We start from the raw sequence: 12,109 nt of genomic DNA on the forward strand, positions 1-12,109 counted from the left end.
ATGTTAGCCAATCGCTATGTCCGCACTATTATTTTGTCCCGGCTGCTGCTGCAGCTGGGGATCTGGATTCGCAATTATGGAGTACTGCTGTATGTCACAGAGACGACCGGCAACAATCCGATAGATGTCTCTTTGATTTCGGTCGCTGAATTTGCACCGATTTTTCTATTTGCCCTGATTGGCGGGACGCTGGCGGATCGCTGGCAGCCGAGACGTACCATGGTCTGGAGCGATCTGCTGTCTGCCTTATCCGTAGTCGCTGTATGGCTGCTCGTACTCCAAGGCGGGTGGGTCATGCTTCTCGTCGGATCATTTATCTCTGCGAGCCTGTCCCAGTTATCCCAGCCTTCCGCGATGAAGCTGTACAAGCGGCATGTGCCCGAAGCACAGCTGCAGGCGGTGATGTCGCTGTCCCAGTCGCTGATTGCCATATTTACCATTCTGGGACCGGCTGTCGGTACATTTATTTTTATCCGGTTTGGAATTGATGTAACGCTGATCGTAACCGCGCTGCTGTTTCTTGGCTCCTCCTGTATTCTGCTGGGGCTTCCGCGAGATCAGCAGCAGGTGGAGCAGTCAGACAAGCAGGGATTCAGGCATGAACTGAGAGACGGACTGCATTATATCCGCTCCAGTCGTTCGCTCCGTACGCTGAGTCTGACTTTTGCAGCGGTTGGCCTTGCTTCGGGACTCACGCAGCCGCTGCAGATTTTTCTGGTTATTGAGCAGCTTGGATTGGACAAATCCTTTTTGCAGTGGTTTCTGATGGTCAATGGAGCAGCCATGCTGGCGGGCGGTATTATCATTACCGGTCTGGCTCGTAAGATGCAGCCGCACCTGATGCTGATCGTCGGCCTACTGGTGAGTGCAGTCTGTACAGCAGGGATTGGAGCTTCCCGGCAAATGATTCTGACATTTGCGCTGCTGGCGATCAGCGGGTTCTTTTATCCATGCATCCAGGGTGGCATTCAGACGCTGATGATACGGAATACAGAGACTGCTTTTATCGGGCGGGTAACCGGTACGATGATGCCGGTCTTTATGGGTACGATGGTCACAGGCATGCTGATCTCCGGCTATTTCAAGGAATCGTTTTCTCTCTTTTCGGTATATTTGTTCAGCGGCGGTCTGATTGTTATAGGGGCACTCGTGCTGCTGCCGTTCGTTCTTCGCACTACACAATCCGATGAGGAGAAGAGAGCAGCCTGAGGAGGCGCCCGAATCTCCCATCGGCAGAGACCGGCATGGATGGGGATTTGGCAGGTAGAGGCAATGAACAGGCAGCCGAGAATGCCCTTGCACATTCATGCGTTTGATAGAAAAGGGGGATTGAATATCGTTGTACGTATTTATATAATGTCTAAGAAATAAATAGATGAATTCTCCATTTGTTGGATATCATGGATAGGTAATAGAGGGCAGTAGAAAGGAACAAACAGATGAACAAAGTGAAAAAGGACAAGGAATTATCGGAGCGCTTCTGGGAAGCTTCGCTGGACGAATTAAAAAGAGGGTATGTGGAAGATGCGCAGGCCGGGCCGTTTGGCGGTTTTGTGTGCCTGATCGACGGTCAGATATTTGAGAAAGGGCAGATCTATGCCGAGGACGGCTGCTTTTACGAAGCGGAGCGGTATATGCAGATGCATATCCGTCGCCAGCATGGGTCCATGTTCCACTACTTGCTGACACTGGACAAGAAATGGACCGGTCTGACCGAGCTGCAGAGCAGTCTGGTGGAGGCTTTTTACGAAGGTCAGAGTGATACGGAGATTGTTGCAGAGGCAGGCAGCAGCAAGTCGACGATCCGCAATCATCGTTTCGCACTGCGGGAGAAAGCCAAGCAGGCGAGAATCTTCCTGGCGATCATGGAGCTGATGGAACAGCAGCAGCAGGACCCGTCGCCTTTTATACCGATTCACCGGACGGCAACGATGCTGGATGAACGGTATGCGATTACCGAGCAGGAGAATGACTCGCTGCTTCAGCAGTATTTTCCGGAAGGACCGGATGGACCGCTGACCGATTTCCCGCGCCGGGAGAAACGGAAAATCGTCATTCTGCGCCATCTGATGAAAAGGTTCGAACCCGGCCGTACCTATACGGAAAAGCAGGTAAACGAGCTGCTGGAGCAGGCTTACTCCGACTATGTCACCCTGCGCCGCTATTTGATCGAATACGGATATATGGACCGCAAGGAAGACGGCAGCGAATACTGGGTCAAGCAGTAAGATTAGCACTGCGGCAGTATGCTGTATCTGTCCATAATAACGGCGAAAAAACCATTAATGCCGAATCCGATTCTCATATTCATGTAAAAGCGTCAACCCTCTTTCATGCAGATAAAAGAGGGTTGACGCTTTTCAATCCGTTTTTTGCCGAAGTAAAGCTGCCGACAGATGCCGGATCATCAGTGTTCTTGATGATGGCCGGCACGCAGTTCTTTTTGAATCTGGCAGACCCGGCTCTGGGAGATACCGAGAATACGCGCCAGTTCATTCTGGGTGGCGCCGGGATTTTCCTGCATGGCGGCTTCCACCTTGTTCATCATCTCTCCCCGTTTGTTGCGCGATTTGCGCAGAGATGAATGGAGATTGTGCTGGGAAGCAGGCGGCTCGGTCATCTCGTCCAGCGGTGTATGCATGGACTCGTCGCCCATTTGGTCTGCACAGCCGCCGCAGATGAATTGGTCCTTGTAATACACAAGATCATCGAAGCTGCCGCAGAAAATGCACTGGATGCCTTTGTGTTTGCGGAAAATGATTTCCTTCTCCGTAATAAAAAATTCCATCGGATCGCTAATGCCAATTTCCATCGTATCCCGTATTTCTTTGGGAATCACAATTCGTCCCAGACTATCCAATTGACGTACCATACCGGTTTTTTTCATAATAAAGGTCCTCCGCTTGTTCAGTTTGAATGTAATAGAATCAGTCTGTAAGATCCTTTATATAAATATACAACAATATGGGCACCAAATTCATCTTTGGCAAATGGATATGTATAAGTATAACCGAAAAAGTCCAAATATATGCGCGTAAAGAAAGAGGAAAAATGAGGAATTTGCGATGTTTCCGGCAATACCTCCTAATAATTTCAAATTTTACTTGCTAATTTTGGACATAAATAGCAGTTGTGGGTTAGAAGCTTATGTTTTCTAATTTAGTATAAATATACATGATTACGTATAATAAGAAGGATAATTCTTAGGAATCAGTCAATTCGGCATCACATTGTGTATGTGGTATACAAAAAAAGCCGCCCTTGCTCAGGGCAGCATAATCAATGCCAGAATCGGAGTGGCAGCCAGTGTAAATAATGCAGACAATATCATCGAAATGCTGGAAATGGTACCGGTGAGTGAGCTCAGCTCAAACGCTTTGGAAGTACCGGTTCCATGTGCGGCGGTACCGAACAGAATACCGCGCGCAATCTCGCCGTCAATCCGCAGCCATTTGACGATATAAGGTCCGATCATACTGCCAATCAATCCGGTAATGATTACAAAGATGGCGGTAATGGTCGGTACGCCGCCAATCGCCTGGGATACGTTCATCGCAATTGGCGTAGTGATGGAGCGCGGAATAATGCTGCCCATCAGGTCATGATTCAGGTGCATCAAATGGGCCAGCAGTGCGGACGAGCTGACCGCAACGATCGAACCGAACAGTACGCTCGCTACAATCTCAACCGCATGCTTGCGCAGGGTTTTGAGATTTTTGTACAGCGGTACGGCAAAAGCAATAGTCGCCGGCTGCAGCAGACGGGACAGCCATTGTCCGCCTTCGTTGTAGTGCGTATATGGTACATGCATACTCAGCAAAACAATGACCAGTACGAGCGGAGTCGTCAGCAGCGGGGACAGATAGACCCGCGGAAAACGCCGGTACAGCTTTTTGGCTCCCATATAGACGATCAGTGTAGCAAGCAAAAACAGGATGGAATTCATTTGGCGTGACGCTCCTTTCGTCTGGACATAATGGCGGCCAGCAGTCCCGAGCTGACCATAACGAGAATGGTACTGCAGATAACAATAGTAATAATGCGGACACCGTCCTGCTCCAGCATCGGGATGTAATTCATCACACCGACTGCAGACGGGATAAAGAACAGCAGCAGCTCGGCGAGCAGCCAGCTGGCTCCGAGGTCGATCCATTCGACCTTGATCACTCCGGATTGCAGCAGGATGAACAGCAGTGCAATGCCGATAATACTGCCGGGAACCGGCAGATGCAGCCAGTCCGCAAACCAGTTGAGCAGTTCGGAGAAAGCCATCAGAACAGCGACCTGCAAAATGCCTTTCCCTATATTTTTCATAGAAGAGATCCTTCTTTCATTTGCAACTTTTTCTTATATATGAAAGTTTACATCTCTTTCTTTCATAGGTAAAATTCATATATGGCATGAAATGTATTCCATTTGGCTATAGGAGGCGTGTGCGCATGGATATTCGTCATTTGCAGTATTTTATTGAAGTGGCCCGGCTTGGAAGCTTCACCCGGGCGGCGGAGGCCCTATTCATCACCCAGCCGACGATCAGCAAGACGATCCGTTCCCTGGAAGAGGAGCTGGGGGCACCGCTGTTTAACCGGGTCGGGCGTTCGGTTGAGCTGACTGATGCAGGCAAGGTGATTGAGCAGCAGGCGCAGAATATCGTCAAGTCCTTTCAGAGCCTGTCTTCCCAGCTGGATGATCTGCGCAATCTCAAAAGCGGTCATCTGCGTATCGGGCTGCCGCCGATGATCGGGTCACGCTTTTTCCCGCAGATCATCGGCCGGTTTCACCAGATGTATCCCAATGTGACGATCCAACTGTTCGAAGACGGCGGCAAAAAGGTGGAGAGTGATGTGGTGAACGGATCGCTCGATATCGGGGTAACCGTGCTGCCGGTGACAGAGAATATACTGGAATATTTCTCGTTTACCGAGGAGAAGCTGAATCTGATCGTGCCAAACAATCACCGTCTGGCTGGAGCGACCGAAGTGCAGATGAGCGAGCTGGCTGAGGATTTCTTTATTATTTTCCGTGAGGACTTTACGCTGCACGGGCGGATTATTGAGGCGTGTATCCGGGTGGGATTCCAGCCGCGTATCATCTATGAAAGTTCTCAGTGGGATCTGATCAGCGAAATGGTCGGCGCCGGACTTGGTGTTGCGCTGCTGCCGGAGACGATCTGCAATCAGATCAATCCGCGGAATATACACATTATCTCGAATGTCCAGCCGGTGATTCCCTGGCATCTTGGCGTGATCTGGCATCGTGAGCGTTATTTGTCGTTTGCAGCGAGGGAGTGGCTGCGGTTTACAAGAGAGATGATGGAGACCAGGTAGAGGACGAGGCAGATATGTATGGGTACAAGCAAAGATGGCCTGGCCTTTTTCATCCTGAAATGGTAGTGGAATGAATATGCACTTATGTGCTGATATGAATATAAATACACAAAAGGATGTACCTGCACAGACAGGAGCATCCTTTTTGTATTAACCGTTATGGCGAGTTGTCCGGCGATGCTGTACCCAGAAGGCAATACCAGCTATGCCTAATATAAGGGAAACAATGCCAAATGAATCCGAAAAAGCAGACCAGACATTATCATAAGTGAACAGACGATAAATAAATAAACCTGCTGAAATTGCCAGAAAGAACACGAAATAATATATTGGCCGTATGCGTTGGAATGCCATGATGAGAATACCAACAATAAAGACAACGAGCAGAATCATTTCAACATAATCCATATAACCTCCTGAAAGAATGACATGTATTGCAGGAGCAGCAGCAGCTCTTATTATAGAAGTAACCCATTTTCAGCTTAATTATTTACCTGCTCCTGGTAACCTTTCGCCGGGGTGGGCAGTCTAACCGGTATTCAAGCTGCCATTCGAGCAGACTACCGTACAGAAAATCCTGCCACAACCGACTATCCCAGGTGATACCGGTTCGCGGCGGATCGAGAGAGGATAGCCCATATGAAATATGCCCGTAAGGAAGACGTACTCGCTGCCCGTAACGGGGAGAAGGATGCGTTTATCCAGCTGATGCGTGAAATGGAGAGGCCGTTGTACCGGATGGCCCGCTCCATGCTGAGAAGTGACGATGAATGCGATGATGCGGTACAGGAGACGATGCTCAAGGCATTTCGCAATATACACACTTTGCGTGAACCGGATTATTTCGAGACATGGATCTTCCGGATTTTGATCAATGAATGTCATAATATCGCCCGCAAAGGCGCCCGTGTCGTCGTCACGGATGAATGGAGCAGCCTGCCTGCGAAGACCGATGAATACGAGCGAATCGATGTACAGCAGGCGGTGCACCAGCTGCCGGAACCACAGCGGCTGGTGATCGCCATGCATTATTTTCAGGATATGCCGGTACAGCAGATTGCGGATGTACTGGAATTGTCGGTGGAAGCCGTGAAGACCCGGCTGCACCGGGCACGCAAGACATTAATGGACTGGCTCAGCGATGAGCCGGGAAGGGGACAACATTATGAGACCAGATGAGCTGGATCGTATGCTGAATAAGGAAAAGCAAAAGCAGGACCGTCCGCTGAGCGAGCAATCCCGTGCCCGTCTGGAACAGACGTATGCCCGCATACAGGGGATGGAGATGCCAGCTGCACAGCCGGAGCAGCCTGCAGAAGAGAATGTGGATCAACCTGCTGCTGTGCAGAGCATGAGCCATACACCGGCTGAACTGGAGCCAAGCACAGGATATTCGGCAGCAGGCACACATGGCAAAGGCAAACGTCATAACCGACAGCATTCAGGAAGACGTACTGCTGCCCGCCGCTGGTGGTATGCAGGTATCGGAACCGCGGCAGCAGTGATGATCTTTGCCGCCGGACTCGGTGGCAGCTCCGGCTGGTCGCTCGGCAATGTACCGGTACTGGGCAGCTGGATACAGCCTGAATCTGCACCGAAGAGTCCGGCGGAGAATGTGCCGGCGCCCAATCCGGCAGCGGTCGCACCGGAAATTAATCAGAGTGTGACCCATGGCGATGAGACGATCACCATTACGAGAGCTTCGCTCATCGATGGAGATATGCAGATTGAATACCGGGCGAACAGCCTGGAAGTACTGGAAAAGGTATCGCTGGATTCGATCCGGTACGAAGGCAGGGGGCACGTCAACAGTGTCATGACGTTTGGCAACCCGGTCAAACAGACCGGTGTGTTTGAAGCCAAAGCAGTGGATCTGCCGGATTCTTTTCCTGCCCAGACCGCTGTGGAGATCCGCCTTACTACCGGATCGCCTGGCAGTAATACTGCAGCCGATGCTGACCATACTTCCAATAACCCTGTATTTGATTTCTGGATTCCTGCCGAGCAGATCGGCCGGGGCAAAGTGCTGAATGTAGGGGATACCCGCTCTGCATCCAAAACCGGACACTCCCTGAAGCTGGATAAAGTGCTTTATACGCCGCTGATGGTCAGTGTGGAATTGTCTTCGGCTGGCATCAATGATCCGTGGATTAGTTTTGAAGCGGAAGATGATCAGGGACATGTATGGAAAAGTATCGGCGGCGGCGAACTGGATGCTGCCGATAATCGGATCCATTATCAGGTAGCTTTTATGGATGGAGAGATTACACCTTCTGCCCGCACCATTACGATCAAGCCGTATTATCAAGATGCGACAACCGGACAAAACAAATATTTGACGGAACTGAATTTCACGATTCCGGCTACCCAGTAAGCTGCCAGGCCGACCCCGATGGGTCGGCTTTTTTATGCATATGCAGACGATATAGAGACCAAATGGAGACGATAGAAAAAAGTTTTTTCTGTATCCGGTAACCTTTGCCGAAGGAGAATGATCTAACGGTTGTAACATCACAAAAACAACGATACAGGAGGCAATGATAATGAATACATCCAACAAAAATACAATGAAAGACATTCTGAAACGCAGCGCATGGGGATTGGCAGCTGCAGCCATGGTAGGAGGCGTGACGCTCAGTTCCGGTTATATCATGCAGGCACAGGCAGCGCCCGTACAGCATCCTGTCGTAGCCAAGGTACAATCCTCCTCCGGCCAGAGTAACAAGGCTCGTACACTCGCCGCAGCGCCAGTAATCAACCAGAGCGTCACCCACGGCAAGCAGACGTTGACCCTCACCCGTGTCGTTCTCGTGGATGGTCATCTGCATATCGAATACAAAGGAGATTCACTGAAGACGCTGGAACAGGCTGCGCTGTACAGCGTGACGTATCAGGGCAGCAATCTGCTGAATGACGTAATGACTATGGGCAGTCCTTCACTGAAGACAGGCGTATTTGAGACCGGTGCGATCCAGCTATCTTCTCTGCCTGCGGGCGAAGAATTGAAGATCCGCCTGATCACGGGCAGCATGGAGAAGCCGCAGGCATTTGACTATACCATCACTGCCGAGCAGCTGGGTCAGGGAACGGTCAAGGAGTACGGCAAGACCAAATCAACCAAGCAGCACAATCTTACTTTGGAGCAGGTCAATTACTCTCCAATGCTGATCGGTACCGAATGGACATCCGCCTACCAGCCAAAGGGTAGTAATGATCAATGGCTGGGCTTTGAAGCAGTCGACAGCAAAGGCAAGATATGGAAAAGTATCGGCGGCGGCGAACTGGGCGCAGACGGCAAGACGATTCATTACCGTGTGTCCCTGCTGAGCGGTGAGATCTCCCAGGGAGCCAACACGGTGAAGTTCAAGCCCTACTACGGCAACAGCAAAACCGGGAAAAAAGTCTATCTGCCGGAGTTGAACTTTACCATTCCAGTACAGCCTTGATTCATAACGGGTCAGAGCACACTGTGACAAGAAGAACTGCAAAAGTTGGATACCAACCACGAAGAAAAGAGTCTTTGCGATATGCAAAGACTCTTTTTGTTTCGCTGGAAGATAGGAAATTATTTATACCATGCCTTCTGCAGATTACCGGTAAAGTTGGCATCTTTGAAAGGAACGTTCGCTTTGCCAAAGTCGGTCGTATTCAATGCATTACGTGCCGCCTGAGTCATATCTTCCCAGCTGATCAGAGGCTGAGTGCCGCCCATATCGCTGACACTGTACAGTGCATGGTTCAGCGGCCAGACGCTCCGGTAGCCGATCAGCGGATGGGTGCCGCTGGTATTGCTGCTGCTCGGTGCGGCCTGCTTGAAACCACCGTGCTGGGAATAGGCGATGGACTGGATTTTGGGAGTGGCGACAGCCGGATTATCCAGCCAGACGACGATGCATTCCCAGTCATGCCGATGCCCAAGGCCAGGCGACGCTTCATCCTTGGGGAAGTACCAGGAGTACATTACTGCCCATGAGCCGTTATACCATGCCGATCGTACATACACCTGTCCTGGGCTTTTGCTGCTCTGTCCGTTGGGAGATCCGGTTGGCTCCAGGCCGCCGCTGGTATTGCCCTGGGCGTCAACAGCCGGGAAAGGCACGCTGCCATTATATACTTTCAGATAGGGCTGAAAAGTTTTGGCCGTTTTTTGGGAATCGTTTACCGGAGTTACTTCGCTGAAGCCGATGACGGCATCATGATTGATCACAGCTGCATGAGCTGATGGTGCTGGTATAACTGCCGAGAAAGCGGAGGCTGTCAGCGCAGCGGTGACGATAATTTTGCCAAATGTTTTTTTCATATGTATTCCCTCCATTTCTATTTCCAGGGATTATTATCCTGTTTGGGAGAATAACTGTCTATATGAATATGTGGATGTGAAAATATCAAATTAAGGTTGTTTACAGAAGTTTACGCAAAACATGAATGACGATAATAATAGAGTGATAGCAGAGGCAATGCATTACAAAAAGAGCCTGCTGGATAGGCAGGCTCTCTGGATAACAGGAAGGAGACGGCGATCCGGGTCCATATCGGGCCGATTGGCAGATAGAAGTAACCAGCGGATCGATGATCCTCAAATCTTAATAGTATTAATACGTTGTTATAAGAATAATTTACAGGTTACCCTTCGCACTCCGCAGCTTCATCTCGCCATCCGCCTCCAGATTGGAGAGCGGCTGTTTGTCCTGTCGCTTCTTGTTCATATGTTTGGCCCAGTAAGCGGTCAGGATCGGGACGAGGATAGATGTGACGATTACGGAAGCGGCGACGAGTGCGGTAGCCGACTGTGCTGCCGGCAGGAACTCGGGCTTCATGCTGGCGACGATGACCGGGTTGGCTACGGCTGCGCCTGCCGTACTGGAAGCAGCGAGACCGGCGGTACCGTTGCCGCCGCCGATAAACCGGTCGGCAAGGATGAGCGGAATACCGGTAACGATGATTACCGCAACGCCGAGCAGGATGCCGAGCATACCGGTCTGAACGATGACACTCAGGTCAATCGTACAGCCAAGGGCAAAGCCGAAAAAGGGAATCAGCGTCTGGGTCGCTTTGCCAAAGTAGCTGCGCAGATCATGATCCAGGTTACCGAGCAGGAACCCTACCAGGAACGGAAGCACTGCACCGATAAAAGCATGCGGCTCGAATACCGCCAGACCGGTACTGCCGAGGATCAGCATCGTGACGAGGGGACCGGATTCCAGCGACATCAGCACGAATGCACCGGCTTCTTCCTTGGTGCCGTACTGCTGCATAATCGAGGCATACAGACCGCCATTGGTCATATCCATCGCCGCGATCAGCGCGAGCACGGATAGTCCGGCGAAGAATCCGGTCTGTACGCCGCCGGCAGGCAGGAATTGGGCGGCGATCATCGCTACGACCCAGGCGACGGCAATTTTGGTAAGTACGAGGGTACCGGACTTGCGCAGGACGGTACCGGTAGCGCGTATGTCAATTGAAGCGCCCATACAGAAGAACCATACCGCGAGAATCGGCACGGTGCCGGTCATCAGTCCTTTGGTAAAGGAACCGAAATACTCTCCTGCTCCCGGGGTAAAGGTGTGTACCAGCGCACCGATGAACAGCGGCACCAGCATCATGCCGCCCGGTATTTTATCAATCGTTTTCTTGATGTTCATAAGAATCCAATCCTCTCCTGATTGCCGACCTGTCACTGAAGCGTTTTCATTTTCGGCTAAGCCCGAGTTCGGGAATCAGTTCAGCATACAGATCATGACTCTGCTGCAGCTGCTGGCGGAAGCCTTCGCTGTCACGGATACGCAGTCCGAGTCCGTGTTCGGCCATCATCTGTCTGAATTCCTGCTGCTCGGCGCCCCGGGTGAAGGCATCGGCAAGTATTTGGACAATCTCATCGGGTGTATCTTCCGGTACGGCGAGCCCCCGCCATGTACCGCTGAAATTCATCGTATAACCGGTTGCTTCCTGCAGGGTAGGCACATCCGGCAGTGCCTGTGAACGTTCGCTGCCATTGATGGCGAGCACGCGCAGCTTGCCCTGATCGACATAGGTTTTCACTTCGGCCGGACTGACCGGCACAGCATCGACAAATCCGCTCATCAACGCGGATACGGCGGGACCTGCTCCTTCATACGGAATATGGGTGAAAGTGACATGGGTGGCCTGCTCCAGCGAAGCTGCAGCGAGATGCCAGATGCTGCCTGTACCGGCATTGCCCATTCTCACTTCACCGGGATGGGTACGGGCGTAGCCGAGAAATTCTTCGGCAGTCTTCCACGGTGCATCCGCCCGCACGGTGATGGCAGACGGATCGTAATTGGTCTGGATAATCGGCTTGAACTGCTCATATGTGATCGGCAGCAGACCCATATGCGGCAGGGTCGTCAGCTCGGCGACCAGATAGGTGACCGTATAGCCGTCTGCCCGTGCATTGGCGCCTTCCATCAGGCCGATCGAGCCGCCGCCACCGGTACGGTTCACGACCGTCACGGGCTGGCTGAGATACGGCTGTGCAGCTTCGACCAGTGCGCGTGCCGTAATATCAGTGCCGCCGCCGGCAGCATAAGGGACGACCAGCGTAATCGGCTTGGACGGATAATCGGTCGCGGATTTGGCATAGAACGGAACAGCCGACCAATGCCCGGTAAAAAAAGTAACCAGTCCAACAACAACAATCAATCCGGCAGCGAGGCTGCTGTACTTTTTCCAGCGGTGCCATCTGCGATTGTCAGTAGTCACGGCAAACTCCCTCTCTTCGCTGCAGGTCGGTGTTCTAATTGCCGATTCAGGAAGCGGATACG

At 51.5% G+C, this 12,109-nt stretch carries 13 protein-coding genes; 6 read left to right on the forward strand and 7 right to left on the reverse strand.

The features are described from left to right. Together M1D61_RS01960 and M1D61_RS01965 are read left to right on the forward strand one after the other, a co-directional pair. Complete coding sequence (locus M1D61_RS01960; RefSeq protein WP_458120953.1) at positions 1 to 1,209, forward strand: MFS transporter; 1,209 nt, start codon at positions 1 to 3, stop codon at positions 1,207 to 1,209. 230 nt (positions 1,210 to 1,439) lie between these two features. Beyond that, the gene (locus M1D61_RS01965) at positions 1,440 to 2,228 is read left to right on the forward strand and encodes a DUF2087 domain-containing protein (RefSeq protein ID WP_458120954.1); all 789 of its coding nucleotides are present in this window, start codon (positions 1,440 to 1,442) and stop codon (positions 2,226 to 2,228) included. 179 nt (positions 2,229 to 2,407) lie between these two features. Here M1D61_RS01965 and M1D61_RS01970 read toward each other — a convergent pair whose 3' ends face one another. The 3 genes from M1D61_RS01970 to M1D61_RS01980 all read right to left on the reverse strand — a co-directional run bounded on the left by M1D61_RS01970 (position 2,408) and on the right by M1D61_RS01980 (position 4,314). After that, on the reverse strand, positions 2,408 to 2,887 hold the full coding sequence (locus M1D61_RS01970) for an AbrB/MazE/SpoVT family DNA-binding domain-containing protein (protein ID WP_458120955.1): 480 nt from the start codon (positions 2,885 to 2,887) through the stop codon (positions 2,408 to 2,410). A gap of 378 nt (positions 2,888 to 3,265) precedes the next feature. Then, positions 3,266 to 3,946 carry a CidB/LrgB family autolysis modulator gene (locus M1D61_RS01975; protein WP_458120956.1) on the reverse strand — a complete coding sequence of 227 codons (681 nt, stop codon included), beginning with the start codon at positions 3,944 to 3,946 and terminating at the stop codon, positions 3,266 to 3,268. Then, positions 3,943 to 4,314, reverse strand: a complete 372-nt coding sequence (locus tag M1D61_RS01980) for a CidA/LrgA family protein (protein ID WP_458120957.1) — start codon at positions 4,312 to 4,314, stop codon at positions 3,943 to 3,945. The genes M1D61_RS01975 and M1D61_RS01980 overlap by 4 nt, the downstream gene beginning before the upstream one ends. Positions 4,315 to 4,439: 125 nt before the next feature. Between M1D61_RS01980 and cidR the strand changes: the two genes are divergently transcribed. Next, entirely contained in the window at positions 4,440 to 5,327 is an 888-nt protein-coding gene (gene cidR / locus M1D61_RS01985) for a cidABC operon transcriptional activator CidR (RefSeq protein WP_458120958.1), read from the forward strand. 150 nt (positions 5,328 to 5,477) lie between these two features. Here cidR and M1D61_RS01990 read toward each other — a convergent pair whose 3' ends face one another. Further along, the gene (locus M1D61_RS01990; protein WP_458120959.1) at positions 5,478 to 5,735 is read right to left on the reverse strand and encodes a hypothetical protein; all 258 of its coding nucleotides are present in this window, start codon (positions 5,733 to 5,735) and stop codon (positions 5,478 to 5,480) included. 231 nt (positions 5,736 to 5,966) lie between these two features. Between M1D61_RS01990 and M1D61_RS01995 the strand changes: the two genes are divergently transcribed. The 3 genes from M1D61_RS01995 to M1D61_RS02005 all read left to right on the forward strand — a co-directional run bounded on the left by M1D61_RS01995 (position 5,967) and on the right by M1D61_RS02005 (position 8,773). Next, entirely contained in the window at positions 5,967 to 6,506 is a 540-nt protein-coding gene (locus M1D61_RS01995) for an RNA polymerase sigma factor (protein ID WP_046212706.1), read from the forward strand. Next, positions 6,493 to 7,701, forward strand: coding sequence for a DUF4179 domain-containing protein (locus tag M1D61_RS02000; protein WP_458120960.1), 1,209 nt, complete (start codon positions 6,493 to 6,495; stop codon positions 7,699 to 7,701). Before M1D61_RS01995 ends, M1D61_RS02000 begins: the two co-directional genes overlap by 14 nt. Before the next feature lie 169 nt (positions 7,702 to 7,870). After that, entirely contained in the window at positions 7,871 to 8,773 is a 903-nt protein-coding gene (locus tag M1D61_RS02005; protein ID WP_458120961.1) for a DUF4179 domain-containing protein, read from the forward strand. A gap of 119 nt (positions 8,774 to 8,892) precedes the next feature. On the opposite strand, the gene M1D61_RS02010 is transcribed toward M1D61_RS02005, so the two are convergent. The 3 genes from M1D61_RS02010 to M1D61_RS02020 form a co-directional block, all read right to left on the reverse strand. After that, positions 8,893 to 9,627: an NPP1 family protein gene (locus M1D61_RS02010; protein ID WP_458120962.1), complete on the reverse strand. Its 735-nt coding sequence runs from the start codon at positions 9,625 to 9,627 to the stop codon at positions 8,893 to 8,895. 316 nt (positions 9,628 to 9,943) lie between these two features. Further along, positions 9,944 to 10,969, reverse strand: coding sequence for a 2-keto-3-deoxygluconate transporter (gene kdgT, locus M1D61_RS02015; RefSeq protein WP_458120963.1), 1,026 nt, complete (start codon positions 10,967 to 10,969; stop codon positions 9,944 to 9,946). A 46-nt stretch (positions 10,970 to 11,015) separates the two neighbouring features. Further along, positions 11,016 to 12,047: a tripartite tricarboxylate transporter substrate binding protein gene (locus M1D61_RS02020; protein WP_458120964.1), complete on the reverse strand. Its 1,032-nt coding sequence runs from the start codon at positions 12,045 to 12,047 to the stop codon at positions 11,016 to 11,018. Between the last annotated feature and the right edge of the window lie 62 nt (positions 12,048 to 12,109).

Source organism: Paenibacillus sp. Z6-24 (assembly GCF_054161335.1).

Bases quoted from the DNA above. Each gene is read 5' to 3' on its own strand.
- M1D61_RS01980 (WP_458120957.1), bottom strand. From the start codon at position 4,314: ATGAAAAATATAGGGAAAGGCATTTTGCAGGTCGCTGTTCTGATGGCT.
- M1D61_RS02000 (WP_458120960.1), top strand. From the start codon at position 6,493: ATGAGACCAGATGAGCTGGATCGTATGCTGAATAAGGAAAAGCAAAAG.
- M1D61_RS01965 (WP_458120954.1), top strand. From the start codon at position 1,440: ATGAACAAAGTGAAAAAGGACAAGGAATTATCGGAGCGCTTCTGGGAA.
- M1D61_RS01960 (WP_458120953.1), top strand. From the start codon at position 1: ATGTTAGCCAATCGCTATGTCCGCACTATTATTTTGTCCCGGCTGCTG.
- M1D61_RS01995 (WP_046212706.1), top strand. From the start codon at position 5,967: ATGAAATATGCCCGTAAGGAAGACGTACTCGCTGCCCGTAACGGGGAG.
- kdgT (WP_458120963.1), bottom strand. From the start codon at position 10,969: ATGAACATCAAGAAAACGATTGATAAAATACCGGGCGGCATGATGCTG.
- M1D61_RS02005 (WP_458120961.1), top strand. From the start codon at position 7,871: ATGAATACATCCAACAAAAATACAATGAAAGACATTCTGAAACGCAGC.
- cidR (WP_458120958.1), top strand. From the start codon at position 4,440: ATGGATATTCGTCATTTGCAGTATTTTATTGAAGTGGCCCGGCTTGGA.
- M1D61_RS01970 (WP_458120955.1), bottom strand. From the start codon at position 2,887: ATGAAAAAAACCGGTATGGTACGTCAATTGGATAGTCTGGGACGAATT.
- M1D61_RS01990 (WP_458120959.1), bottom strand. From the start codon at position 5,735: ATGGATTATGTTGAAATGATTCTGCTCGTTGTCTTTATTGTTGGTATT.
- M1D61_RS02010 (WP_458120962.1), bottom strand. From the start codon at position 9,627: ATGAAAAAAACATTTGGCAAAATTATCGTCACCGCTGCGCTGACAGCC.
- M1D61_RS01975 (WP_458120956.1), bottom strand. From the start codon at position 3,946: ATGAATTCCATCCTGTTTTTGCTTGCTACACTGATCGTCTATATGGGA.